This is a genomic window from Blautia luti, from assembly GCF_033096465.1.
Lineage (GTDB): Bacteria > Bacillota > Clostridia > Lachnospirales > Lachnospiraceae > Blautia_A > Blautia_A luti.
The window spans coordinates 1,317,121-1,342,317 of record NZ_AP028156.1; the positions used below are offsets into that span (position 1 = coordinate 1,317,121).

At 43.7% G+C, this 25,197-nt stretch carries 22 protein-coding genes, 1 tRNA gene and 1 other annotated feature; of the genes, 17 read left to right on the forward strand and 6 right to left on the reverse strand.

Annotated elements, in window-relative coordinates:
- Positions 1-26: 26 nt before the first annotated feature.
- Entirely contained in the window at positions 27-1,127 is a 1,101-nt protein-coding gene (aroC, locus tag R8695_RS06130) for a chorismate synthase (RefSeq protein WP_118509567.1), read from the reverse strand.
- Between the two features lie 196 nt (positions 1,128-1,323).
- Between aroC and R8695_RS06135 the strand changes: the two genes are divergently transcribed.
- The 5 genes from R8695_RS06135 (at position 1,324) to R8695_RS06155 (ending at position 4,933) form a co-directional block, all read left to right on the forward strand.
- The gene (locus tag R8695_RS06135; protein WP_118509641.1) at positions 1,324-2,265 is read left to right on the forward strand and encodes a magnesium transporter CorA family protein; all 942 of its coding nucleotides are present in this window, start codon (positions 1,324-1,326) and stop codon (positions 2,263-2,265) included.
- Between the two features lie 23 nt (positions 2,266-2,288).
- Entirely contained in the window at positions 2,289-3,164 is an 876-nt protein-coding gene (locus R8695_RS06140; RefSeq protein ID WP_154780974.1) for a hypothetical protein, read from the forward strand.
- Between the two features lie 36 nt (positions 3,165-3,200).
- Positions 3,201-4,481, forward strand: a complete 1,281-nt coding sequence (locus R8695_RS06145) for a diaminopimelate decarboxylase (RefSeq protein WP_118509569.1) — start codon at positions 3,201-3,203, stop codon at positions 4,479-4,481.
- 67 nt (positions 4,482-4,548) lie between these two features.
- A complete protein-coding gene (locus R8695_RS06150) occupies positions 4,549-4,764 on the forward strand; it encodes a hypothetical protein (RefSeq protein WP_118509570.1) in 216 nt (71 codons plus the stop codon).
- Between the two features lie 13 nt (positions 4,765-4,777).
- Positions 4,778-4,933 carry a hypothetical protein gene (locus tag R8695_RS06155; protein ID WP_154780975.1) on the forward strand — a complete coding sequence of 52 codons (156 nt, stop codon included), beginning with the start codon at positions 4,778-4,780 and terminating at the stop codon, positions 4,931-4,933.
- Positions 4,934-5,009: 76 nt separating this feature from the next.
- Here the strand turns inward: R8695_RS06155 and R8695_RS06160 are convergent.
- Positions 5,010-5,093 (reverse strand) — tRNA-Leu (locus R8695_RS06160).
- Positions 5,094-5,172: 79 nt separating this feature from the next.
- Between R8695_RS06160 and R8695_RS06165 the strand changes: the two genes are divergently transcribed.
- From R8695_RS06165 to R8695_RS06205, 9 genes are all read left to right on the forward strand, one after another.
- Positions 5,173-6,165 (forward strand): glycoside hydrolase family 5 protein, encoded by a 993-nt coding sequence (locus tag R8695_RS06165; RefSeq protein WP_118509571.1) that lies wholly within the window; start codon positions 5,173-5,175, stop codon positions 6,163-6,165.
- An 89-nt stretch (positions 6,166-6,254) separates the two neighbouring features.
- Positions 6,255-8,105 carry an asparagine synthase (glutamine-hydrolyzing) gene (asnB, locus tag R8695_RS06170; RefSeq protein ID WP_118509572.1) on the forward strand — a complete coding sequence of 617 codons (1,851 nt, stop codon included), beginning with the start codon at positions 6,255-6,257 and terminating at the stop codon, positions 8,103-8,105.
- Positions 8,106-8,223: 118 nt separating this feature from the next.
- The gene (gene ftsH / locus R8695_RS06175; RefSeq protein ID WP_154780976.1) at positions 8,224-10,098 is read left to right on the forward strand and encodes an ATP-dependent zinc metalloprotease FtsH; all 1,875 of its coding nucleotides are present in this window, start codon (positions 8,224-8,226) and stop codon (positions 10,096-10,098) included.
- 195 nt (positions 10,099-10,293) lie between these two features.
- The gene (locus R8695_RS06180) at positions 10,294-10,641 is read left to right on the forward strand and encodes an anti-sigma factor family protein (RefSeq protein WP_118509574.1); all 348 of its coding nucleotides are present in this window, start codon (positions 10,294-10,296) and stop codon (positions 10,639-10,641) included.
- Between the two features lie 47 nt (positions 10,642-10,688).
- Entirely contained in the window at positions 10,689-13,328 is a 2,640-nt protein-coding gene (polA, locus tag R8695_RS06185) for a DNA polymerase I (protein WP_118509575.1), read from the forward strand.
- A complete protein-coding gene (gene coaE, locus R8695_RS06190; RefSeq protein WP_118509576.1) occupies positions 13,329-13,928 on the forward strand; it encodes a dephospho-CoA kinase in 600 nt (199 codons plus the stop codon). It begins immediately after the preceding gene.
- On the forward strand, positions 13,915-14,709 hold the full coding sequence (locus R8695_RS06195; protein WP_118509577.1) for an MBL fold metallo-hydrolase: 795 nt from the start codon (positions 13,915-13,917) through the stop codon (positions 14,707-14,709). Before coaE ends, R8695_RS06195 begins: the two co-directional genes overlap by 14 nt.
- A 16-nt stretch (positions 14,710-14,725) precedes the next feature.
- Positions 14,726-14,998, forward strand: a complete 273-nt coding sequence (locus tag R8695_RS06200) for an ACT domain-containing protein (protein ID WP_118509578.1) — start codon at positions 14,726-14,728, stop codon at positions 14,996-14,998.
- Between the two features lie 82 nt (positions 14,999-15,080).
- Positions 15,081-16,445: a PFL family protein gene (locus tag R8695_RS06205; RefSeq protein WP_118509579.1), complete on the forward strand. Its 1,365-nt coding sequence runs from the start codon at positions 15,081-15,083 to the stop codon at positions 16,443-16,445.
- Between the two features lie 277 nt (positions 16,446-16,722).
- On the opposite strand, the gene R8695_RS06210 is transcribed toward R8695_RS06205, so the two are convergent.
- From R8695_RS06210 to R8695_RS06220, 3 genes are all read right to left on the reverse strand, one after another.
- On the reverse strand, positions 16,723-17,814 hold the full coding sequence (locus R8695_RS06210; RefSeq protein WP_118509580.1) for a pyridoxal phosphate-dependent aminotransferase: 1,092 nt from the start codon (positions 17,812-17,814) through the stop codon (positions 16,723-16,725).
- Positions 17,815-18,013: 199 nt separating this feature from the next.
- Positions 18,014-19,687, reverse strand: a complete 1,674-nt coding sequence (locus tag R8695_RS06215; protein ID WP_195979764.1) for an IS66 family transposase — start codon at positions 19,685-19,687, stop codon at positions 18,014-18,016.
- Between the two features lie 24 nt (positions 19,688-19,711).
- The gene (locus R8695_RS06220) at positions 19,712-19,876 is read right to left on the reverse strand and encodes a hypothetical protein (protein WP_167515506.1); all 165 of its coding nucleotides are present in this window, start codon (positions 19,874-19,876) and stop codon (positions 19,712-19,714) included.
- 373 nt (positions 19,877-20,249) lie between these two features.
- Positions 20,250-20,501: a binding site (T-box leader), on the forward strand.
- A 240-nt stretch (positions 20,502-20,741) separates the two neighbouring features.
- Between R8695_RS06220 and R8695_RS06225 the strand changes: the two genes are divergently transcribed.
- The 3 genes from R8695_RS06225 to R8695_RS06235 all read left to right on the forward strand — a co-directional run bounded on the left by R8695_RS06225 (position 20,742) and on the right by R8695_RS06235 (position 23,654).
- Positions 20,742-21,764 carry an ABC transporter substrate-binding protein gene (locus tag R8695_RS06225; RefSeq protein WP_118509581.1) on the forward strand — a complete coding sequence of 341 codons (1,023 nt, stop codon included), beginning with the start codon at positions 20,742-20,744 and terminating at the stop codon, positions 21,762-21,764.
- A 162-nt stretch (positions 21,765-21,926) separates the two neighbouring features.
- Complete coding sequence (locus tag R8695_RS06230; protein ID WP_308418811.1) at positions 21,927-22,853, forward strand: ABC transporter permease; 927 nt, start codon at positions 21,927-21,929, stop codon at positions 22,851-22,853.
- A gap of 3 nt (positions 22,854-22,856) precedes the next feature.
- Positions 22,857-23,654, forward strand: coding sequence for an ABC transporter ATP-binding protein (locus tag R8695_RS06235; protein ID WP_118509582.1), 798 nt, complete (start codon positions 22,857-22,859; stop codon positions 23,652-23,654).
- Between the two features lie 132 nt (positions 23,655-23,786).
- Here the strand turns inward: R8695_RS06235 and R8695_RS06240 are convergent, their stop codons facing one another.
- Entirely contained in the window at positions 23,787-25,130 is a 1,344-nt protein-coding gene (locus tag R8695_RS06240; protein ID WP_154780063.1) for a tRNA(Met) cytidine acetate ligase, read from the reverse strand.
- Positions 25,131-25,197 lie beyond the last annotated feature (67 nt).

Below are 25,197 nucleotides of genomic sequence, written 5' to 3' on the forward strand. Positions count from 1 at the left end.
TGAAGCGGGAATCTGCCTGGCGGTGTTTATTTGTCAGAGAGATAAAAGTCCCGTACTCTGTCCATCCGTGCACTCATGTTGGAGAAGAGGGCATCTGTCAGTGTGATGGCTGCCATGGATTCTACCACAACAACTGCTCTTGGGACAATGACCGGATCGTGGCGGCCGTGGATCTCCAGCGAGATAGATTCTCTGTCTTTGGTTATGGTCTGCTGTGGCTGACTGATGGATGGGGTAGGCTTAATGTGGGCACGGAGAATGATCTCACTGCCATCACTGATGCCGCCCATGATTCCCCCGGCATGGTTGGAGGTTTTGGCTACTGCACCGTCTTTTGCTGTGAATCCATCGTTGTCCTGTGAACCTCTGGAGGATGAAACTGCGATTCCGTCGCCGATTTCTACAGCCTTCACAGCACCTATGGACATTAGAGCCTGTGAAAGCATAGCGTCCAGCTTTCCGAAAACAGGATCTCCCAGACCCGCCGGGACACCGGTGATACGGCATTCTACCACACCGCCTGCGCTGTCCTGTTCTTTCATACATTTCTCCAGATATTCGCCTGCACGGGCTGCTGCATCTGCATCCGGCATATAAAAGGCATTCCGGCTGATCTGTTCCTGGTCAAAAGAAGAGATCTCCACAGGTCCGATAGACCTGGTATAGGTGCAGAAAGAAATATTTAGTTCCTTCAGGATCCGGGCAGCAATGGCACCGGCAGCTACACGGCCGATGGTTTCGCGCCCGGAAGATCTGCCACCTCCACGGTAATCGCGGAATCCGTATTTCTGGTCAAAAGTATAATCTGCATGCCCCGGGCGGTAGGAATATGCGATATTTCCATAATCCCTGGAACGCTGGTCTGTATTTTTTACCATCAGGGAGATGGGAGTGCCGGTAGTTTTCCCCTCGAAGACTCCGGAAAGGATTTCTACGAGATCACCCTCTTTACGGGCCGTGGTATAACGGCTCTGGCCGGGTTTTCTTCTGTCAAGAAAAATCTGGATATCTTCCTCGCAGAGAGGAAGGCCTGCAGGACATCCGTCCACAACAGCTCCAAGTGCCTTGCCGTGGGATTCCCCCCAGGTGGTGACTGTAAATTTATTTCCAAATGATGACTGATTCATAGGTTCTGGTCTGTTCCTTTCTTTCACTTTGTCATAGTATAGCTTTATTATATCTAAGTGTAAAAGTTTTGTAAACCGGAACCATTGGAATTGACAAAAATTCATGTACAAATTATAATGAATGTTGTGTCTTTGGGCATCTTTACAGAAGAATGCCCGATGAGGGGAAATCAGGAGTAGAAGGGAAGTGTGGATCGTGGTAAGGATTTTTAAGACAATTGACAGCTCTATCCATGAGATACAGGAACCACAGGAGGGCTGCTGGATCGCATTGACCAATCCTACAGCAACAGAGATTTTTGAAATTTCAGAGCAGTTCGGGATAGAGGTAGACGATTTACGCGCACCTTTGGATGAAGAAGAACGTTCCCGTATAGAAGTGGAAGATAATTATACGTTGATCCTTGCAGATGTACCTGCGATAGAAGAACGAAATGAAAAGGACTGGTATGTGACCATTCCTCTTGGTATCATTGTCACCCAGAAGATGATCTTTACCGTTTGTCTGGAAGATACTCAGGTTCTGACCAGGTTCATGGAAGGCAGGGTAAGGAACTTCTTTACTTATATGAAAACACGTTTTATCCTGCAGATCCTGTACAGGAATGCCAGTATGTATCTGCGGTATCTGCGTATCATAGATAAGAAAAGTGAACAGATAGAGGAGAAACTTCATTTATCCACCAGGAATCAGGAGCTGATGGAGCTGCTGGAACTGGAGAAGTCACTGGTTTACTTTACAACCTCTCTTCGGTCCAATGAAATGGTTCTGGAGAAGCTGATGAAGGTTGAGAGTATCAAGAAATATCCAGAGGATACAGAACTTCTGGAGGATGTAATCATCGAGAACAAGCAGGCTATCGAGATGGCGAATATTTACAGTGGAATCTTAAGCAGCATGATGGGAACCTTTGCTTCGGTTATTTCCAATAACTTGAATATCGTTATGAAGGTCCTGGCTGTCATCACCATTGTAATGAGTATCCCGACGATCGTATTCAGTGCCTATGGAATGAACGTAAGTGCTGCGGGAATGCCGTTTTCCGGGACGCCCTGGGGATTTCTGATCATTATCATCCTGTCCATTGTGGTAAGTATCATTGCAGCGATATTTCTTTCCAAGAAGAAATTTTTCTAATCTGTTTATGGCAAAGGAGAATTATGAAATTTATTGACAAACTGGAACGAAAATTTGGAAAATATGGAATTGAAAACCTGACGATCTATATCATAGTCAGTTATGTACTGGGATATGCGTTGATGATCCTGAATCCCAGTGTGCTGTCCATGCTCAGCCTGAATGTAACGAAGATCCTGCACGGACAGATCTGGAGACTGATCACCTGGGTTATTTATCCACCGAGCACGTCATCTACTATCTGGTTTGTGATCGCGATCCTGTTTTTTTATTATCCTATCAGTGCATCACTGGAGCGGACATGGGGCTCATTCCGATTTACACTGTATATTTTATCGGGAATCGTATTTACAGTGATTTCCGCATTTATTTTATATTTTCTCACAGGTGGAGTGCTGGATGCCTATTTAAATGGTGCACAGTTCTCTACCTATTATATCAGTCTTTCCATTTTCCTTGCATATGCCCTGACCTATCCGGATATGCAGGTAATGCTTTATTTCGTGATCCCGATCAGGATGAAATGGATGGCTGTTGTGTATGTATTGATTGTAGCTTATGAGATTGTCAGATATTTTATGAATGGTGCATGGTTTATGGCACTTCCGGTGATCGCATCACTGTTGAACTTTATTATCTTTTTCTTTGGAACCCGAAATATGAACCGGTATAATCCGAAAGAGATCCACAGAAGAAATAAGTTTAAGAAAGCGGTAAATCCGGGAAGCAAGACGGTTCCGTTCCGTAATGGCAGTGAGGGTATCACCAAGCATAAATGTGCTGTCTGCGGACGTACGGAGAAGGATGATCCGAACCTGGAATTTCGTTTCTGTTCCAAATGCAACGGAAACTACGAGTACTGCCAGGATCATTTATATACACATATACACAAGAAATAAGAGGAGAATACTTTATCAGGAGGAGAACACGTTATTATGAAGAAAGTACCATTTGTCACACTGGAAAAGCTTCAGGAAATTACTGCACAGTTTCCTACACCTTTTCATCTTTATGATGAAAAAGGAATCCGCGAAAATGCAAAGGCAGTAAAGGAAGCATTCGCATGGAATAAAGGATTTAAGGAATTTTTTGCAGTAAAGGCAACTCCCAATCCATATCTGATCCAGATCCTTCAGGAGTATGGCTGCGGCTGCGACTGTTCATCCATGACAGAGCTGATGATGTCAAAGGCTATCGGTTGCAAAGAGGGAGATATCATGTTTTCCTCCAATGATACACCGGAAGAAGAATTTAAATATGCCAATGAGATCGGCGGTATCATCAATCTGGATGATATTACTCATATTAAAAGTCTGGAGAAGGCTGTAGGATATATTCCGAAAGTGATCAGCTGCCGTTACAATCCGGGCGGGGTATTCAAAATCAGCAATGATATCATGGATAATCCGGGAGATGCCAAATATGGTATGACAACAGAACAGATTTTTGAAGCATTTAAGACTCTTAAAGCAAAAGGTGCTGAAGAATTTGGTATCCATTCTTTTCTTGCAAGTAATACAGTGACAAATGATTATTATCCGATGCTCGCAAAAGAACTGTTTGAACTGGCCGTGAAACTTCAGAAAGAAACAGGTGCTCATGTGAAATTTATCAATCTTTCCGGTGGTGTGGGAATTCCTTACAGACCGGAGCAGACACCGAATGATATCCGTGAGATTGGCGAAGGTGTGCGTAAGGTTTATGAAGAAGTTCTTGTTCCGGCAGGAATGGGAGATGTGGCAATCTACACAGAGATGGGCCGTTTTATGATGGGACCGTATGGCTGTCTGGTTACAAAGGCGATTCATGAGAAACATACACATAAAGAATATATCGGAGTAGATGCCTGCGCAGTAAATCTTATGCGCCCGGCAATGTATGGAGCTTATCATCATATTACAGTTATGGGAAAAGAAGATCAGCCATGTGATCATATGTATGATGTAACAGGTTCTCTCTGTGAGAATAATGATAAATTTGCCATTGACCGTTATTTACCAAAAGTAGATATGGGAGATCTTCTTGTAATCCATGATACAGGTGCACATGGATTTGCAATGGGATACAATTACAATGGAAAGCTGAAATCAGCAGAAATTCTTCTTCATGAAGATGGAAGTTTCGAGATGATTCGAAGAGCAGAGACTCCGAAGGATTATTTTGCGACATTTGACTGTTTTCCTGTTTATGAAAAATTGCTGGAAGATATGAAATAAATAAGTTGCAGGAAAATGCTGGTCTGGCAAATGACAGACCGGCATTTTTTCAGGAGAGGAAGAAACAATGGTAAAATATGAGTATGAACCTGGATTATGTAAACAGCTTCATTACAATGGTCTGTGGAGTGTTCAGTATGAAGGGGTTCCGGGACATCTGAAAAAAGTGAAAATGGTCTGTCCATGTATCAAGGATGGATGTGATGCAGACTGTGAGGTGTTTAAAAATCTCCCGGAAGTGAAGCCAGCAGATCAGGAATGGCATATGAGGGATGAACGATAAGAACGGAGTGCTTATGAAGAAAATTATTAGTTTACAGGATATCAGAAATGCACATAAAAAAGGTATAGCTGTAACTGGCTGGTTGTTTAAAGATGCTAATATAGATAATTTGTATAAACGCTGGGGCCTGGATTTTATTATTTTTGAAAATTATCTTGTGAAAAAGTAGGATATCTGATATTTTTATGATAAAATAAATGAAAGGAGAGCCGGATTTTTCCTGCTCTCCTTTTTAGAAAATTGACTGCCGGCAGCGGGACTTGAACCCGCACGTAGTTGCCCACAACAGATTTTGAGTCTGCCTCGTCTGCCAATTCCGACATGCCGGCACGAAACATATATTATGATAGCATGGATTACAGAAAATGGCAAGAGTTTTTTTATTTTTGAAAAAGGAGAAAAAAAGATATGAAAAGAAAAAGAATTTTTCAGAGGATTTGTGTAGTGTTGTGTTGTCTGCTGTGTATGGCGCAGGTAAATGTGACCTCAGCAGCATCTACACCATTGCAGAGGAATGGGCGTCTTAGTGTAAGGGGGACTAGGCTGGTGAATTCCAATGGAAAAACAGTGATCCTGAAAGGTGTCAGTACGCATGGAATCAACTGGTTTTCACAGTATGTAAATAAATCAGCGTTTAAGTCATTAAGAGATGACTGGGGTGTAAACTGCATCCGGCTTGCTATGTATACTGAGGAATATAATGGTTACTGTTCGGGCGGAAATCAGGCGGAACTGAAAAAGCTGATCGATAAAGGCGTTCGCTATGCCACAGAACTGGGAATGTATGTGATCATAGACTGGCACGTTTTAAATGACCGGACCCCGAAGAAACATCAGAAAGAAGCTATCTCATTTTTTAAATATATGGCAAAAAAATATAAAAATCAGAAAAATATTTTTTATGAGATCTGCAATGAACCTAATGGCGGAACTTCCTGGTCCACAGTAAAAAGTTATGCTGCTGCGGTGATCAAAACAATCAGAACCTATGATAAAAAGAATATTATTCTTGTAGGAACGCCGACATGGTCTCAGGATGTGGACACTGCAGCCAAAAGTCCTGTTAAAGGTTATTCTAATATTATGTATACTTTCCATTTTTATGCCGCAACCCATGGTTCAGAGTATAGAAAAAAGGTACAGGCTGCAATTGACAGGGGACTTCCCGTCTTCGTAAGCGAATTTGGTGTTTCTGAAAGTTCAGGTAATGGACATATCGATAAAACAGAAGCTGATAAATGGATCTCGTTTCTAAGAAAAAATAAGATAAGCTATGTCTGCTGGAGCCTGAGTAATAAAGCGGAAAGCTGTTCGCTGTTAAAAAGCAGCAGTACGCGTACCGGTAATTTTAAGACATCTGATCTGTCTACTGCAGGAAAATGGTACAAAACTGTGAAATAATTGTGATATATAGATTACAGATAAAAGAGAGAGGCCTGTTATTATGCCTTTAATCAAAAAGAGAATGTGGTTACATAGGAGGAAAACACATGTGTGGGTTTGCTGGATTTTACGGGCAGGAAAAGGAAAAAGAAGAAATTTTGCAGAATATGCTCAGAACAATTGTGCATCGGGGGCCTGATAGTGAGGGAAAGTATCTGGACGAGGATATTGCGCTGGGATTTCGAAGACTGAGTATTGTGGATTTGAGTGAACATGGAAATCAGCCTATGTTTAATGAGAACAGAAGCCTGGTACTGGTATACAATGGTGAAATTTATAATTATAGGGAACTGATGCCGGAACTGATTGCAGCAGGACACAGGTTTAAATCTCACACAGATTCGGAAGTGCTTCTTCATGGTTATGAAGAATGGGGAGAGAAACTGCCGGAGAAATTAAGAGGTATGTTTGCATTTATAATCTGGGACAGAAAAAAGAAACAGCTTTTTGGTGCAAGGGATATGTTTGGAATCAAACCTTTTTATTACAGTAAAATGGGGGACACTGTTCTTTTTGCATCTGAAATAAAAGCTATGCTGGAACACCCTGCGTTTCATAAGGAATTAAATGAAGAAGTTTTACGCCTATATCTTACTTTTCAGTTTGTGCCTACAGATGAAACTTTTTTTAAGAATGTATATTGTCTCCCACCTGCACATTATTTTATCTTTGATGGGGAAAATGTCAGAAAAGTCTGCTATCATCCGTTTGATTTCTGCCCGGATGGGTCCGGAAGCCATCAGCATATGCTGGATAAAATGGAAAAAATACTGGAGGAATCTGTGCAGGCGCATCAGACAGGTGATGTGGAGATAGGTTCTTATTTATCCAGCGGTGTAGATTCCAGCTATCTGGCGGTAGAAGGTAAGGTAAAACATACCTATACTGTGGGATTTGAAGGAGAAGGAAGCTCAGAACTGGACGAAGCACACAGCTTTGCAGAAGAAGCAGAAATTCAGAACAGAGGAAAAAAGATTTCAGCAGAAGAATACTGGGGAGCATTGTCTGATATACAGTATTATATGGATGAACCGGTAGCAGATCCGTCAGTTGCAGGACTGTATTTTCTGAGCAGAGAAGCTGCCAGAGATGTAAAAGTTGTGTTTTCAGGAGAGGGCAGTGACGAGTTGTTCGGTGGGTATAATATTTACTGTGAGCCATTACAGTATACTGGATTTGATAAGATTCCTCTGGTGCTGCGCCGCAGACTTGGACAGATTGCAGAAAACTTTCTTCCTCAGGGACTGCCGGGGAGAGGTTTTCTGATTCGCCATGGTAAAACTCTGGAAGAGAGATACCATTGCAATGCGACAAACGTGTTTTCCGAGCGTCAGGCAGATAAACTGTTGAAACGGAAAAACGGACTTCGGATCAGGGATGTTACAGCTCCTTTGTATGCACAGGTAAAAAGTCAGGATCCTGTGACAAAAATGCAGTATACGGATCTCCATTTATGGCTTGTTCATGATATTCTCATGAAAGGGGATAAAATGGGAATGGCTCATTCCGTAGAAGTCAGAGTTCCGTTTCTGGATAAAAATGTATGGGATTTTGCTTCGACACTGCCCTTAAATGAGAAAGTTTCTCCTCCAAAGACAAAAGTGCTTTTCCGTGAAGCTGCACAGAAAAAAGTACGAAAAGACACAGCACAGAAGAAAAAACTGGGATTTCCTGTTCCAATCCGTACATGGATCCGTCAGGAGCCTTATTACAGTATCATAAAGGAACAGTTTTGTTCTGAAAATGCAGACCGTTTTTTCCATACAGAGAAACTTCTGAAAATGCTGGAAAATTATAAAAAGAGAGAATCTTTTAATCCGAAAACAGATGACAGCCGCAGGATATGGACAGTATTTACATTTCTGCTCTGGTATGACCGTTTTTTTGCCGAATCATGAAAACCTAAAAAAATTCCGATAATTCTTAAATGTTTGTGAAATTTGCAAGCCTATTCTTGAAAAACAGACAGATTAGTGTTATGGTACATTCTAACAACAACGAATGGAGGAATTGCTGATGAATCTTGATAATAAAAAGCCGGGCAGAAAACCACTTTATGTATATTATATCATCGTAGCAATGATCATCATCCTTCTGAATGTACTCCTTCTTCCTGCACTTGAAGGAAGAAAGGTCCAGACAACGGACTACAGTACATTTCTGACAGGGGTGGAGAAAGATTATGTAAAAACAGTAGAGATCCAGGAGGATTATATCTATTATGTAGCAGAGAGTGATGGAAAAGAACTCTACTGCAGAACTGTAAAGATGGATGATCCGGATCTGGTAGACCGTCTCCATGATGCAGGAGTGAAATTCGGTGCAGCAGCGCCACAGCAGACATCTATCTGGGTAAGTCTTCTGGCAGGATATGTGTTCCCAATCGTGATCTTCGTCCTTCTTGGCCGCTGGCTGAGTAAGAAGATGATGAGTTCCATGGGCGGCGGCCCTGGCGGAGCAATGTCCTTTGGCAAGAGCAATGCGAAAGTATATGTAAAATCATCTACGGGAATTAAATTTGCAGATGTGGCAGGTGAAGACGAAGCGAAGGATCTTCTGAAAGAGATCGTGGATTATCTTCATAATCCCCAGAAGTACAGAGAAATCGGTGCTTCCATGCCGAAAGGTGCCCTTCTTGTAGGCCCTCCAGGTACAGGTAAAACTCTTCTGGCGAAAGCAGTAGCAGGTGAAGCAGAAGTGCCATTCTTCTCCATCTCAGGTTCAGAATTTGTGGAAATGTTTGTTGGTATGGGTGCTGCCAAGGTAAGAGATTTGTTTAAACAGGCCAATGAGAAAGCACCGTGTATCGTATTTATCGATGAGATCGATACGATCGGTAAGAAACGTGATGGTGCCGGATTCTCCGGTGGTAATGATGAACGTGAGCAGACACTGAATCAGCTGCTTACAGAAATGGACGGTTTCGATGGTTCCAAGGGTGTTGTGATCCTGGCAGCTACAAACAGACCGGATTCTCTGGATCCTGCTCTTTTGCGACCGGGTCGTTTTGACAGAAGAATTCCTGTTGAACTCCCGGATATGAAGGGACGAGAAGAAATCCTGAAGGTTCATGCAAAGAAGATTAAGATCGCAGATTCTGTAAGATTTGATGATATTGCAAAGGCAGCAGCAGGAGCTTCCGGTGCGGAACTTGCCAATATCGTAAATGAAGCTGCTCTTCGTGCAGTACGTGACGGCAGAAAATTTGCCACACAGGCAGACTTTGAAGAGAGCATCGAAGTAGTAATCGCAGGATATCAGAAGAAGAACCGTGTTCTTTCTAACAAGGAGAAACTGATCGTAGCTTATCATGAGATCGGACATGCACTGGTTGCTGCCAAGCAGACAGAGTCAGCACCTGTCCATAAGATCACGATTATCCCACGTACTTCCGGTGCACTGGGATACACTATGCAGGTAGATGACGGGGATCATTACCTGATGACAAAAGATGAGCTTCAGAATAAGATTGCTACTTTTACAGGCGGACGTGCAGCAGAGGAACTGATCTTTCACTCTATAACTACAGGTGCATCCAATGATATCGAGCAGGCTACCAAGCTTGCCAGAGCTATGATCACCAGATATGGTATGAGTGAAGATTTTGATATGGTTGCCATGGAGAATGTGACGAATCAGTACCTGGGTGGAGATTCCAGCTTAAGCTGCTCTTTCGAAACACAGACACTTCTGGATAAGAAGGTTGTGGAACTGGTAAAGAGTGAGCACCAGAAGGCATTACAGATCCTTCAGGACAACATCGGAAAACTTCATGAACTTGCCAAGTTCCTCTATGAACATGAAACAATTACAGGTGAGGAATTCATGAAGATCCTGGAAGCACCTCTTCCGGGTGCAGAGGTACAGGAAACGGTAACTGCAGAAGAATAAATTTCATAGAGATTCATTATTTACGAAAGATAAGCAGCAGGGGAAAATGACCTCTGCTGCTTTTGTCTGTTGTAAAAAAACTCTTCTTCGGTTATAATGGGAACATTGAAGGGTACCGGGTTACTGGAAACGAAAAGAGAACAGTACCCTGTAAGTTTGTGGGAATATGAGAGATATTGGGAAAGAAGGGATGATATGAATTGCCGTACTGCAGAGGGAATGGTGAACAGATATATCAGTCACGATCTTCCGGTAGATGAGATGGAAGAGTTTCTGGATCACATCCAGAACTGTTCTTCCTGCTATGATGAACTGGAAACCTATTTTATTGTACATGAAGCAATGCAGCAGCTCAACGAGGACAGCGGAGAGTCCGTTTTGGATTTCAAAGATCTTCTGAAGCAGGATATCAGGAAATCCAGACGTTATATCTGTAAGAAAAAGCTGTACAGATTCTGTATCGGTGCGATGATATGTCTTCTGATCGTGGCACTGGCCGCTTTCCTGGTTTATGTAATGATGCAGACGGTGCATGTTCTGTGAGATAAGCAATCAGCAGGCAGAAATATAGAAAGATACTGGAGGATATTATGAGCGAAAAATTATTACTGATCGATGGACACAGCATACTGAACAGGGCGTTTTATGGCTTACCGGATCTGACTAATTCCGAAGGAAAGCATACAGGAGCTGTTTATGGATTTCTGAACATTCTTTTCAGGATTCTGGAGGAAGAGAAGCCACAGTATCTGACAGTAGCATTTGACCTTCATGCACCTACATTCAGACATAAGATTTACGATGCATATAAGGGAACACGTAAACCCATGCCGGAGGAACTGCGAGAGCAGGTGCCGCTGATAAAAGAAATGCTTGGTGCCATGAATGTAAATATTGTTACGCTGGAAGGGTATGAGGCGGATGATATTCTGGGAACCCTGGCCAGAAGAAGTGAAGAGAAAGGAATGGATGTCACGATTCTTTCGGGAGACAGGGATTTGCTGCAGCTTGCCACAGATAAAGTCATGATACGTCTTCCGAGAACGGTAAGAGGAAAGACAACCATTGAAGATTTTCACACAGAACAGGTCATTGAGAAATACCAGATGACTCCGCCTCAGATCATAGATCTGAAAGCACTGATGGGAGATAGTTCAGATAATATTCCGGGAATCCCTGGCGTAGGAGAGAAAACTGCCACGAAGATCATCGGACAGTTCGGAACCATCGAGAATGCCCATGATCATCTGGAGGAGATCAAACCTAACAGAGCGAAAGAATCTCTCCGCGATCACTATGATATGGCGCAGCTGAGTAAAACACTGGCAACCATTAACACGGACAGTCCGGTAGAATTTTCTTATGAGCAGGCTGAACTTAAAGATTTTTACACAAAGGAAGCACTTGCTCTGTGCAGACAGCTGGAATTTAAAAATCTTCTGTCACGGTTTGATACAGAAGCAGTACAGGAGGAACAGGAGATCCGGGAATTCTTTGCCTGTGGGGATTTGGCCGGCTGTGAAGCCTTATTTCAGAAAGCAGAAACACAGGAGAGTGCAGGATTTTCTCTGATCACAGAGAACGGACAGGTTTTTGGAGCAGGTCTGGCATTGAACACGGAAGAAATTTATTATATTCCGGTGGAGGGACTGATCACCCAGGCATATCTTTGCACAAAGGCAGGAGAACTTTTTAAGAAAACCAGAGTCTGTGCTTTGGATATCAAGGCAATTCTTAAGTATGTGAAGGTTGAGGACTCAGCCGATATTTTTGATGCAGGAGTAGCAGCTTATCTTTTAAATCCGCTGAAATCTTCCTATACTTATGAGGATATGGCCAAAGAATATCTAAACGGCAGGCTTCTTCCGGCCAGAGAAGAGCTTCTGGGGAAAATGACCTGGGAGAAAGCATGGCAGGAAGGTGCCGAAGGATTGTCAGCAGCTGCATGTTATATGGCATACACGGCTCTGGCATGTTGTGAACCAATGTGTGAGGCACTGAAAAATGCGGATATGTGGAAGGTATATACCCAGATCGAACTCCCCCTTATCTTCACGCTGGATTCCATGGAAAAATGGGGAATCTGTGTAAAAGGTGAGGAACTGAAGAGTTATGGAGAGAAGCTCAATGTCCGTATCGCAGAATTGGAGAAGCTGATCTGGCAGCAGGCTGGAGAAGAATTTAATATTAATTCTCCCAAGCAGATGGGAGTGATCCTTTTTGAAAAAATGGGGATCAAAGGCGGAAAGAAGACCAAGACAGGATATTCCACAGCAGCGGATATTCTGGAGAAACTGGCACCGGAGTATCCTATCATCCGGGATATTCTGGAGTACAGACAGCTTGCCAAACTGAAATCCACTTATGCAGATGGTCTGGCAAATGTGATTGCAGAAGACGGAAGGATCCATTCCACCTTCAACCAGACGATCACAGCCACAGGAAGAATCAGCAGTACAGACCCCAATCTTCAGAACATTCCCGTAAGAATGGAACTTGGACGCCTGATCCGTAAAGTATTTGTACCGGAAGAGGGGTACGTTTTCCTGGATGCGGATTATTCCCAGATTGAACTTCGCGTGCTGGCACATATGTCAGGAGATGAGAAACTGATCCAGGCATACAGGGAAGCACAGGATATTCACAGACTGACTGCATCTCAGGTATTCCATGTTCCATTTGATGAAGTGACAGCGCTGCAGAGAAGAAATGCCAAGGCAGTGAACTTCGGGATCGTATACGGGATCAGCTCTTTCGGACTGAGCCAGGATTTAAGCATTACCCGAAAAGAAGCAGCTGATTATATTGAGAAATATTTTGAAACCTATCCGAAGATCAAGGGATTTCTGGATGGACTGGTAGAACAGGCCAAAGAACACGGGTATGTTTCCACCATGGCTGGCAGACGCAGACCTGTACCGGAACTGAAATCCAGTAATTTTATGCAGCGCTCTTTCGGAGAAAGAGTGGCCATGAATTCGCCCATCCAGGGAACCGCAGCGGATATCATCAAGATTGCCATGAACCGGGTATACAGAAGGCTGAAAGAGGAAGGACTGAAATCCCGTCTGGTACTTCAGGTTCACGATGAACTTCTCATTGAAACATACAAAGAAGAAACAGAAGAAGTTTCCCGTATCTTGGAAGAAGAGATGAAAGGTGCAGCGCATCTTTCCGTAGAACTGGAAGTAGATATGCATCAGGGAAATAACTGGTATGAGGCGAAATAAATGATTACAATAGGAATTACCGGTGGAGTAGGTGCCGGAAAAAGTACAGTGCTTGATTTCCTTGCAGAAAAATATCAGGCATATGTGATGAAAGCGGATGAGATCGGTCATCTGGTAATGGAACCGGGGCAGGAGTGTTATGAACCGGTTATCGCGTTATTTGGAAAACAGATCATAAAAGATGATAAAACTATTGACCGCAGGCAGGTTTCGGATGTAGTATTTTCACATCCGGATATGCTGGAAAGACTAAATGAGATCATACATCCTGCTGTAAAAAGGTATATCCGCAGGCAGCTGGAATTAAAAAGACAGCAGGGACAGAAGATCTGTGTAGTGGAGGCTGCACTTCTTCTGGAAGATCATTATCAGGAATTCTGCGATACCATATGGTATATCCACACAGATCAGGAGATCAGGATCAGAAGACTGATGGAGAACCGGGGATATACCAGGGAGAAATCCATAAGTATCATTGCCAGTCAGGCACCGGAAGAATTTTTCCGGGCAAATGCAGATTATGTGGTGGTAAATAATACCGATCTGAAAGAAACCTGGCAGCAGATAGAGGAAGGAATCAGAAAATATGAGACTTTGTAGCATTGCCAGCGGCAGCAGTGGAAACTGTATTTACGTAGGTTCTGATGACACCCATCTTCTGGTAGATGTGGGCATCAGCGGGAAACGTATGGAACAGGGGCTGAATGAACTGGAACTGACAGGAAAGGATATTGACGGAATTCTGATCACCCACGAGCATTCGGATCATATCAAGGGTCTGGGGGTAGTGGCACGGAAATATCAGATTCCCATTTATACAACAGGTGGAACCGTAGATGCGTTATCCCGGATGAACCTGGGAAAAATGCCGGAAGGGGTCTTTCATGAGATACGGGAAGATGAACCATTTGAGATCAAGGATCTGACGATCAATCCTTTTACTATTTCCCATGATGCGGCACAGCCGGTAGGGTATCGTGTGGAATGCGGAGAACAGTCTGTAGGGATTGCAACAGACCTTGGCAAATATAATGAGTACATAATCAGCAATCTGCAGAATCTGGATGCACTGCTTCTGGAAGCAAATCATGATATCCGTATGCTTCAGGTAGGCAAATATCCCTATTATCTGAAACAGAGGATTCTGGGAGACAGAGGGCATCTTTCCAATGAAAATGCAGGCAGGCTTTTGTGCAGGCTTCTGCATGATAATATGAAAGCTATTTTCCTGGGGCATTTAAGCCGGGAGAATAACTACGAGGAGCTGGCTTATGAAACGGTCTGCTCAGAAGTAACCTTAGGTGACAACCCTTACAAGTCCCGGGACTTTAAGATCCAGGTGGCTAAAAGGGATTGCATATCAGAAGTAATTACAGTGTAGAAAGGACAAAGAACTTATGAAAAAGACAATCATCACAGTAGTAGGAAACGACACCGTAGGTATTATTGCAAAGGTTTGTACTTATCTTGCAGACAACAATGTAAACATTCTTGATATCTCTCAGACCATCGTACAGGGATACTTTAACATGATGATGATCACAGATGCCACCAAATGTGAGAAAGACAATGGAGTTCTTGCAAAAGAGCTGGAAGCCCTTGGTGATGAGATCGGCGTAGTGATTCGATGCCAGCATGAAGACATCTTCAATGTAATGCATAGAATCTGACAGAATGAAGTAAGCCGCAAAACGGATTGCGGATTTCAATTGTTTCGTAAGGCTGAGAAAACATACAAGGGAGAAATTTAAAATGATCAATATTTTTGAGGTAAATGAGACAAATAAAATGATCGAGCACGAGAACCTGGACGTGCGTACTATTACAATGGGAATCAGTCTTCTGGACTGCATCGACAGTGACCTTGAGACATTAAATAAAAAAGTTTATGATAAGATCACAACCTGTGCCAAAGATCTGGTATCTACAGGTGAAGCGATTTCCGCTGAGTATGGGATTCCAATCGTAAATAAGAGAATTTCAGTCACTCCGATCGCACTGATCGGCGGTGCTGCATGTAAGACTACGGAAGATTTTGTAACAATCGCTGAGACACTGGACAGAGCTGCCAAGACTGTCGGTGTGAACTTTATCGGAGGTTATTCTGCACTGGTAAGTAAGGGTATGACCCCGGCAGAGAAACTTCTGATCGAATCGATTCCACAGGCTATGGCGAAGACAGAACGTGTCTGCAGTTCTGTAAATGTTGGTTCTACACGTACTGGCATCAACATGGATGCGGTGAAGCTCATGGGCGAGATCGTTCTGGAAACAGCCGAAGCGACCAAGGATCAGGATTCCCTTGGCTGCGCGAAGCTGGTTGTATTCTGTAATGCACCGGACGATAACCCGTTTATGGCAGGTGCGTTCCATGGTGTGACAGAAGCGGATACCATCATTAACGTAGGTGTCAGCGGACCGGGTGTTGTTAAGACTGCTCTGGAACAGGTAAGAGGAAAAGATTTTGAGACTCTCTGCGAGATGATCAAGCGCACTGCTTTCAAGGTTACACGTGTTGGTCAGCTGGTTGCCCAGGAGGCTTCCAGACGTCTTGGGGTTAAGTTTGGTATCGTGGATCTGTCTCTTGCACCTACACCTGCGATCGGTGATAGTGTTGCAGAGATCCTTGAGGAAATTGGTCTGGAACATGCAGGTGCACCGGGAACAACAGCAGCCCTTGCTCTGTTAAATGACCAGGTTAAGAAGGGTGGAGTTATGGCTTCTGCTGCAGTTGGCGGTTTAAGCGGCGCATTTATTCCGGTCAGTGAGGATCAGGGTATGATCGATGCGGTGAATGCAGGGGCGCTTACCATTGAGAAACTAGAAGCGATGACCTGTGTATGCTCTGTAGGTCTTGATATGATCGCCATTCCTGGAGATACAAAGGCTTCTACAATTGCCGGTATTATTGCAGATGAATCTGCCATTGGTATGGTGAACCAGAAGACTACAGCGGTTCGTCTGATCCCGGTAATTGGTAAGGGTGTTGGTGAAGTGGTTGAGTTTGGTGGACTTTTAGGTTATGCACCGATCATGCCGGTGAATCAGTTCTCCTGTGATGCGTTTGTCCAGCGTGGAGGCAGAATTCCGGCGCCGATCCATAGCTTTAAGAATTAAAAGAAGAGCCAGAAACTTCGGAAATTTGGAGTTTCTGGCTTTTGTTTTGTTCAGGAGGGACGCGGAGCGGAAAATATTTTCCGCTCCGCTGGGATTCGCAGCAAGGCGGGGGAATTTAACCGAATCAAGTAAGTCCCCTGCTTCAATTGCGAAAAGCAATAAGCAGTGGGTGGGGACTTGCTTGTATCAGGAGGAGAGCAAACTCCTTCTGATAAACTGCGGAGCAGTTATTCGGTTATGAGCAAGTAGCGAAGCGGATTGCGAATATCCGCTTGATTTATAAAGATGACAGTATGTTCAGAAGCCTGGTGTTGTCCTCCAGGTTCATGATGCAGAAGCGGATGTATTCTCCGTCGAGGCATTCAAAGGAGGAACAGTCACGGATCATGAGCCCCTGTCGGATGCAGGCGTCGAAGACGTCGTAGGAGGTGAGAACTGGCTTCTGGATCTTCAGGAGAATAAAGTTGGCGTAGGCCGGATAGGTTTTGTAGGTTGGAATTTCCACTAATGCCTGGAGCAGTCGGGTGCGTTCGGAGAGGATGAGTTCTCTGGTGCGGTGGATGTAGTCTTTGTCCTGGAGCATGAGTTCGCCGGCGAGGGCTCCGAGGCTGTTTAAGGACCATGGGACCTGTTTTTCTTTCATTTTTTTGAGAAAGTCGAGGTTTCCTGTGATTCCGTAGCCGAGGCGCATGCCTGGAGCAGCGTAGAATTTGGATACACCACGGAGAACCATAAGGTTGGTAAATTCTTTGGTGAGGGTTACGGCGGTGATCTCGCTGATGTCAGGGGCGAATTCTACATAAGTTTCGTCGATCATTACGAAGATGTTCTTTTCTGCACAGAATGTGAGGAGTTTTTGCAGGTCTTCTCTGGTGATGGCGGAAGAAGTCGGATTGTTTGGGTTGCAGATGATCAGGAAGTCATAGTTTCCTTCCAGAGTCTGGCAGAGATCGTCTACATTGAGAACGAAATTATCTTCTTCTCGGAGATGATAGTATTCCTGGGTGCTGCCGGAGAAGGAGAGTTCTCGGGAGTATTCGGAATAGGTTGGTCCGAGGATCAGGGTGTGTTTCGGGTTTCGTTCCTGGATCAGGAGTGCAATCAGTTCGCTGGAGCCATTTCCCGGGAGAATAAATTCTGCAGGGACATTACAGTACTCTGAGATCGTATTGCGGAGTGTTGTATAATCTCTGTCAGGATAGGAGGACAGGATGTCCAGACGGCTGGCAAGCTGTTGTTTTACATTTTCAGAAAGTCCCAGTGGATTTACGTTGGCACCGAATTTTATGATGTTTTTGGGATCCAGATGATAGACTTCGCATATTTTTTCAATATCGCTTCCGTGAAAGACCATTTTGGTAGTTGGCATATGACATTCCTCGTTTCTGTATAATATTTCTGCTGTTTATTAGCAGTAAGTATTTTCTATCTGGTATTTTAACACAACATAGGATTAATAACCAGCAAGGGAAAGAAAAGATACTTAAGATTCGTTACTGTTCAAGGGTTAGCTGGACTTGAGAAAACCGATGGTGTAGACTGATAACAGTCAAAGCCATCGGTTTTCTTTATCCAAATATTCTGGACACTCTGTCATATATATTTGCCGGATCTTCAAGGCGCATCAAAACAAGCATGCTCATGCATTGGCAGAGATAATCGATGCTTTCGAAACTTCTGAATGTCACGGCCTGCGCCTGTTTCCGCTTATAATTCCTTAGAAGCCTTTCGGCTTCATTATTCGTGGCAGGTACCCGGATATCATGCAGGAACAACAGATGGTTGTGCATGTATTTCTCCATTCTCAGGAATAAATTGTACCCGTCTTTATAATAATCATTTGCCGGAATGTCTTCATATTCTTTCCGGGCAGTTTCCAGTATCTCACGGTATCGTTTTTCGAATCCGGAGACTATTTCCGGATCTGGCCCGTGTGGCTGCCGGCATCCATTTCGGAAGTGGACCATTTCCTGCACCAGTGCATGCATTTTTTTATTCCAGGTACGGTCTGGTTCATTCTCCATGCTGGCTTTCAGATACCGCAGTACATGGGCAAGGCATTCCTGATGATCTGCTCCATAATTATAAAAGGTAATATCATGGTCATGGACAAGGATCCCCTGATAGTCTTCTGTAACCGTACCCTTTACTCCTTCGTGTCCCTTTTTCTCGCGGGCAAAGTACAGGGCTTTTCCGTCCGGGGTTGCACAGACATATACCTGGCAGCTCTTTCCGTTTTCCCTGGCATTTGTACAATCCGTATGCATAACAGGGGAAAGCAGCATATCTGCATAGGCAGACCTGCGTTCAGGCTCAGTTTTTAAAGCAAACTCCCGGTTTAGTCTGCTTATCATGCCTTTGGAAATATTCAGTTTTCCACCCGTCAGGTCGGACAGAAAAGCTCTGCTCTTATCAATGGATGTACAGCAGTCATTGTTCAGAAGGAACAGAAAAGCCCGTATGCTGCCATCATAATTCACATCATCGATAACTCCATCTGGAAATGCTGCATGTGCACGTTCTCCCGTATGACTGTTATAATAAACATCTGCATGATATTCCATTACATTCAGGACCATACGGATACTTACCATCTGCTTTATGATGGTCCTGGCAGTCTTTTTAAAAGCACAGTCTTCGAGCACTTCTTCAGGTGGAGGAAGGAGGATAACTGGCTGCGTAGGCTCCTGCCTTTTCCGGCAGTGCCCTTTGTGGCCAGGCTGCCCGCCTGGTTTTCTGCCTGTTTTTTCCCTGTTGTTTGTGATCTTTTTACGTCGTACTGCTTTTGAAGAAGGAATAGAAGAGTTTTCATAATCGCGGTTGATCTGTGCCCGTAGTTTCAGATTCTTTCCCTGTTCTTCTTCCAGTCTGGATGCCGCTTCATAAAACTGATGTCTGAAAACGGCTGCTTTATCCAGTGCATCATCTCTTTGCTTTTCTGCATTCAGTGCACGGATCTCCATTTTTCGGAGTTCCTGCGCGGACCTTTTTTGTGCCTTTTCAAACTCTCGGAGCATATCCTCCAGTACCTGAAGCCAGTAATTGCGCACACGGATCGTTTCTTTGTGCGCATCTGCAAGTTCTTTTTTCAGCTTCTCAATCTTATGTTCATAAACGTTGTACTCTTTCTGATGAAGTTCTTCTAACTGGATATATCTTTCGCCAGATTCCAGTTCTTTGTTTCTGCGTTGTGCAGCTTTCAGCCGACACATGAGAGTGATATGATCATAAGTATCAGGCATACGTTTTCCTCCGGTACAGTCCTGCTAAACACTGCTGACGATATCTGTGATCTTTGAGATATGATCCTCGAGATATTCGATCAGCTCTTTCTGTTTCTGGATGAATTCCTCCTGGATCTCGATCTGCCTGAGATAGCCGTCAAGAAGTTCATCACGTTTTTTTAGTTCCTGTATAAAATCAATCTCCATAAAAACAACCTCTCTTTCTTGAAAAAAGTATAGCAGAAATGCAGAAAAAAGCGAATTCCCGGAAATGACCCATTGGGCAATCTGACTGTGGATAAATCTCCATTATAAGATTAAAAATGAGCAGATATAAGGCCTCTGTCTGAAAGAATGGATAAGATTCGGTGTATAACTTTTGTGAAAAAGAACAGCAGAAAAAACTATAAACACAGTTTTTTCTGCTGAAGATAATTATCCACAAAATAGAAAAAATAATTTCGTCACTTTTTACAATGACTTATACACACCTTTGAACAGTAACTAAGATTCTAAAAAAGTCTGAAAAAGAAAAATAAATGTCTTGACATATGCACGTTACCGTGATAAAGTAAACACATCGAAACCGAAGAGAAAGAAGAGTAAGCAGTTAAGGATCATTCCAGAGAGCGGCAGCTGGTGGGAAGCCGTATGAAACTGATTGTTGAATGGCCTTTCGAGGGCGGTCCGAAATCTTAATAACCGTGAGAGTAGGCACCGACGGGAACCGAACCCGTTATAAATCAGGAGTGTATGTTTGTACATGAGAAAGTGGACGATTCGTCAATTTGAGTGGTACCGCGATAATAAGATTCTTATTACCGTCTCAAGCAGCAGATAGCTTGTGGCGGATTTTTTATATATAAAGAGAATCTGTTATATAAAAACTGCAAAGCAGAAAAATCTGCTGATCGCAGGAGTGTATCGCAGGAGTTGGCACATCCGGGAAAAAGAGGAATCCGGGGAGTTCTTTCTCACAGACAGTAACAAGGGATTGGCAAACATCCCTGAGACTATAGCAGTTAAAAAATCATGAACTGCTAAATAAGATGTAGAGAGAGGAATAAAGACTATGAAAAAAAGAATGTTAACAATCGCAGCAACAGCAATGGCAACTATGATGATGGCATCACCGGTAATGGCACAGGATTTCAAGATCGGAATCTGCAACTATGTAGATGACGCTTCCCTGAACCAGATCGTAGACAATATCCAGTCCCGTCTGAAAGAGATCGGTGAAGAGAAGGATGTAAATTTCGACGTATCCTATGATAACTGTAATGCAGATGCCAACGTTATGGAACAGATCATTTCTGATTTTCAGGCTGATAATGTAGATTTAATGGTAGGTGTTGCAACACCTGTAGCAATGCGTATGCAGTCCGCAACAGAGGGAACCGATACACCGGTTGTATTCTCCGCAGTATCTGACCCTGTAGGAAGCGGTCTTGTAGAGGACTTAGAGGCACCTGGAGCAAATATCACAGGTACAAGTGATTATCTGGATACTTCTTCTATCATGAAACTGATTCAGGCAGTAAACCCGGACGTAAAGAAGATCGGACTTTTATATGACATCGGACAGGATTCTTCCACAACAGCGATCCAGGAAGCGAAAGATTATCTGGATAAAGAAGGAATCGAATATGTAGAGCGTACCGGTACCACAACAGATGAGGTACAGCTTGCAGCAGATGCACTGGTAGCAGATGGCGTAGATGCGGTATTCACACCAACTGACAACACAATCATGACAGCAGAGCTTTCCATCTATGAGAAATTTATTGATGCAGGTATCCCGCAGTACACAGGAGCTGACTCCTTTGCATTAAACGGTGCATTCGTTGGATACGGTGTTGATTATGCAAACCTTGGACAGAAGACGGCAGACATGATCGCAGACATCCTTATGAATGATGCAGATCCTGCAACAACACCTGTTGAAACTTTTGACAACGGTACTGCAACCGTAAACACAGAAACCTGCGAAGGACTTGGACTTGACTTCGAAACTGTTAAGAAAGACTTCGAACCATTATGCACACAGGTAAATGAGATCGTTACAGCAGAGAGCTTTGACGAGGTAGAAAAATAATATTGTTCAGATTCAACTCCCTTTCCGTCTTGGTTGTAAAAAGCAATGAATATCGGACAGGGACTGAATAAAATATTTTATGAGTATAACGAACAGCAGCAGATATTTTCTGTTGCTGTTCATTGAATGTAATAAAATAAATACAAACTGGAGGAAATTATCGTGACTATTGCGACTATACTCTCTCTTGGAGAGACCGCACTGAAGCTTGGCCTGATCTGTTCGCTGACAGTTCTTGCCCTGTTTCTCAGTTATTCCATGCTGAATGTCTGTGACCTTTCCACTGATGGCTGTTTCACACTGGGAGCGGCAGTGGGAGCGGCAGTGGCAGTCAGCGGACATCCTTTTTTATCAATTTTTGCAGCTATGGCTGCGGGTGTATGCTCGGGCTTTGTGACAGCTATACTTCAGACGAAGCTTGGTGTTGACAGTCTTCTTGCCGGAATTATCGTGAATACCGGTCTTTATTCCGTGAACATTGCAGTAATGGGAGGATCTTCCCTGATCAACATGAACAGAACAGAGACTGTATTTTCCATGATGAAAGAAACATTGAAAAATACACCGCTGAAAGGAAGAGGAGACATTGTCGTTGCCTTTATCGCAGTGGCCATTGTAATTGCTTTTCTCGTATTTTTCTTAAGGACCAGACTTGGTCTGGCAATCAGAGCAACCGGAAATAATGCAGATATGGTAAAATCTTCATCTATTAACCCGGTATTTACTACGATCGTAGGTCTCTGCGTGGCAAACTCCTTTACAGCACTTTCCGGATGTCTGTTATCCCAGTCACAGAAATCTGTAGATATTAATATCGGACAGGGAATGGTTACTATCGCACTTGCTTCCCTGCTGATCGGAGGTACGATTCTTGGCAGAGGCGGAATTTTCGTAAGAGCAGTAGGTATGGTACTTGGATCTTTTATTTTCCGTCTGGTATATACCGTTGCGCTGAGATTTAACATGCCGGCATTTATGCTGAAATTGGTATCTTCTGTGATCGTTGTACTGGCTATTTCAGGTCCGTACCTGAAGAAACAGTGGCCGCAGATTAAGAGAAGAATGACTCACAGGAAGGGAGTACATTGATTTATGCTGAAGATTGAACATATTTCCAAGACTTTTAATCCGGGTACGGTAAACGAGAAGCAGGCGATCAAGGACTTATCCCTGAATCTGGAGAAGGGTGATTTTGCAACGATCATCGGTTCTAACGGTGCAGGTAAATCTACTCTGTTCAATGCAATCTGCGGAGATTTTCTTACAGATTCCGGTGTGATCATGCTGGATGGACAGGACATTACATTTATGCCACAGCATGTACGTGCAAAAACCATCGGCCGTCTGTATCAGGATCCTATGAGAGGAACTGCACCTGGAATGACCATTGAAGAGAACCTGGCACTTGCAGCAGGAAAGGGAGGATGGCTCTCCCATGTGTCCAGACAGGAGAAAGAGCATTTTTATGAAGAACTGAAGCTTCTGGATATCGGACTTGAGAAACGTATGAGTCATCCGGTGGGACTTCTTTCCGGCGGACAGAGACAAGCGCTGACACTTTTGATGGCAACAATGAACCCGCCGAAGCTTTTGCTTCTGGATGAGCATACAGCAGCCCTTGACCCGGGAACAGCAGAGAAAGTGCTGAACCTTACGAAACGGATTGTGGAAGAACATCAGCTTACCTGCCTGATGATCACTCACAATATGCAGTCAGCGCTGGATCTGGGAAACCGTATTCTGATGATGGATTCCGGAAACATTGTGCTGGATATCCATGAAGAAGAGAAAAAAGGCCTGACAGTAGAGGGACTTCTTGACAAGTTCAAAACAGGTGCAGGCAAGATGCTTGACAATGACCGTATTCTTCTTTCGGGAGAGAAAAAATAAAAAGAAAAAGAACCATATGTGAAGAAAACAGCAGAAGCTGGGAACGGATACATATGGTTCTTTTTTTGAATCAGGCAGCTATTCGATCGCATGCAGTGAAATGTCGACTACTGTGGCCGTTACTGTGCCTTCTTAGATGATGACAATTTGTTTCTCATATTCATGAATAAATTTTCTGCCGCTTTTCTGCGCAATAAGGGATCCATACAGATTGGAGGCAAAAGTCGTTTCTTTCAGCAGCTCCTGAGCCTGGCAGTCGAGCAGAGACGGAGCATTAGCAAGTTTGGTGATAACGGGAATGCAGCTGTTTGTTTTGATTTCTTTTAACAGGGAACTGCTTTCTCTGCGAAATCCCAGGACACGGGCATAGGGAACATTATCAGGTACCTGGTGGATGCCGAGGATAATATGAAGCAGTGCGCGCTGGATCCGGGTCTGGGTAAGTTCTTTTGTTTTAAGTACAGATGCAGATTGCAAAAATCCCTGCAGGAGATTCTTTTGATTTACAATTCTCTGTGCAAGATTTTCTGAGACATCCAGAAAAGAGGCAAGTTCAGAAACATTTTTCTGCAGCAGACAATAAGAAAGGATAGAGTTCAGGGCATCTTCTGTAAGAAATTCTCCGGAACTCAGAACTTTTTTGAAAATATCAAAAGCGTCAGAAGGAATCTGGGATGCAAGAATGTCATAACCAGTATGGTCAGAGTATTTGCCGCCGTTTTTATCTGTACCGCAGATAAGTTTGCGGATTGCACAGGCAGATGGGAAATCAGAATCTGGGTCTGTATCAGAAGCTGGATCAAATCTCAGATCTGACAGATTATTAGATGCCAGAGTATCATGATAGCCCATTCCCTCTCGGCGGACAGTGACTGGCCGGATGCTACTGCCCAGACGCAGCAGAGCCTTACAGTACTCAATGCCAAGAATATTATTAGGGGTATTCAGAATCCGGGTAACTTCATTAAAAAGAGGTGTCAGGACTCCGTCAAAATCGTCTCCGCTGAAATTGCGGGGATTTTTGAAATATTCCGTAAGTGCCTGACTTCTGGCAGCAGGAAAGGAGAGTCCCTGGGATAAAAAATTTCTCAGCAGAGTTTTATATTTTTCAGGTTCTTCCACAAGAATTTCTGCTAGTTCTTTCAAGGCGCTGATCTCCCCGGATTCACTTCCGAAGCAGAGCAGATCCACAACCCCAAGTCCATCCAGCAGGGAAACCCCACCCATGGCAAAAGCTTCTGCGCTTGCCGTACATACAGAAACAGGCAGTTCCAGCACAAGGTCTGCCCCACAGCGAAGTGCCATGTCTGCCCGGGCATGTTTGGCGAGAAGTGCAGGGGTACCTCTCTGCACGTAATCCCCGCTCATAGCAATAATGACATAGTCTGCCCCAAGTTTTTCTTTCGTATATTGGATCTGATATTCGTGTCCTCTGTGAAATGGATTATATTCTGCGATAATTCCGGCTGTTCTCATATATTCTGACGGATACTCCTTTCTGAAATCTCATATGACTGTCTTATTTTTACTATATTGCATCTCA

Excerpts from the sequence above, each read along its gene's own strand:
- coaE (WP_118509576.1), top strand. The coding sequence starts at position 13,329 with ATGATTACAATAGGAATTACCGGTGGAGTAGGTGCCGGAAAAAGTACA.
- R8695_RS06205 (WP_118509579.1), top strand. The coding sequence starts at position 15,081 with ATGATCAATATTTTTGAGGTAAATGAGACAAATAAAATGATCGAGCAC.
- R8695_RS06180 (WP_118509574.1), top strand. The coding sequence starts at position 10,294 with ATGAATTGCCGTACTGCAGAGGGAATGGTGAACAGATATATCAGTCAC.
- R8695_RS06225 (WP_118509581.1), top strand. The coding sequence starts at position 20,742 with ATGAAAAAAAGAATGTTAACAATCGCAGCAACAGCAATGGCAACTATG.
- R8695_RS06215 (WP_195979764.1), bottom strand. The coding sequence starts at position 19,687 with ATGCCTGATACTTATGATCATATCACTCTCATGTGTCGGCTGAAAGCT.
- ftsH (WP_154780976.1), top strand. The coding sequence starts at position 8,224 with ATGAATCTTGATAATAAAAAGCCGGGCAGAAAACCACTTTATGTATAT.
- asnB (WP_118509572.1), top strand. The coding sequence starts at position 6,255 with ATGTGTGGGTTTGCTGGATTTTACGGGCAGGAAAAGGAAAAAGAAGAA.
- R8695_RS06165 (WP_118509571.1), top strand. The coding sequence starts at position 5,173 with ATGAAAAGAAAAAGAATTTTTCAGAGGATTTGTGTAGTGTTGTGTTGT.
- R8695_RS06150 (WP_118509570.1), top strand. The coding sequence starts at position 4,549 with ATGGTAAAATATGAGTATGAACCTGGATTATGTAAACAGCTTCATTAC.
- R8695_RS06235 (WP_118509582.1), top strand. The coding sequence starts at position 22,857 with ATGCTGAAGATTGAACATATTTCCAAGACTTTTAATCCGGGTACGGTA.
- aroC (WP_118509567.1), bottom strand. The coding sequence starts at position 1,127 with ATGAATCAGTCATCATTTGGAAATAAATTTACAGTCACCACCTGGGGG.
- R8695_RS06195 (WP_118509577.1), top strand. The coding sequence starts at position 13,915 with ATGAGACTTTGTAGCATTGCCAGCGGCAGCAGTGGAAACTGTATTTAC.
- R8695_RS06145 (WP_118509569.1), top strand. The coding sequence starts at position 3,201 with ATGAAGAAAGTACCATTTGTCACACTGGAAAAGCTTCAGGAAATTACT.
- R8695_RS06200 (WP_118509578.1), top strand. The coding sequence starts at position 14,726 with ATGAAAAAGACAATCATCACAGTAGTAGGAAACGACACCGTAGGTATT.
- R8695_RS06210 (WP_118509580.1), bottom strand. The coding sequence starts at position 17,814 with ATGCCAACTACCAAAATGGTCTTTCACGGAAGCGATATTGAAAAAATA.
- R8695_RS06220 (WP_167515506.1), bottom strand. The coding sequence starts at position 19,876 with ATGGAGATTGATTTTATACAGGAACTAAAAAAACGTGATGAACTTCTT.
- polA (WP_118509575.1), top strand. The coding sequence starts at position 10,689 with ATGAGCGAAAAATTATTACTGATCGATGGACACAGCATACTGAACAGG.
- R8695_RS06155 (WP_154780975.1), top strand. The coding sequence starts at position 4,778 with ATGAAGAAAATTATTAGTTTACAGGATATCAGAAATGCACATAAAAAA.
- R8695_RS06240 (WP_154780063.1), bottom strand. The coding sequence starts at position 25,130 with ATGAGAACAGCCGGAATTATCGCAGAATATAATCCATTTCACAGAGGA.
- R8695_RS06140 (WP_154780974.1), top strand. The coding sequence starts at position 2,289 with ATGAAATTTATTGACAAACTGGAACGAAAATTTGGAAAATATGGAATT.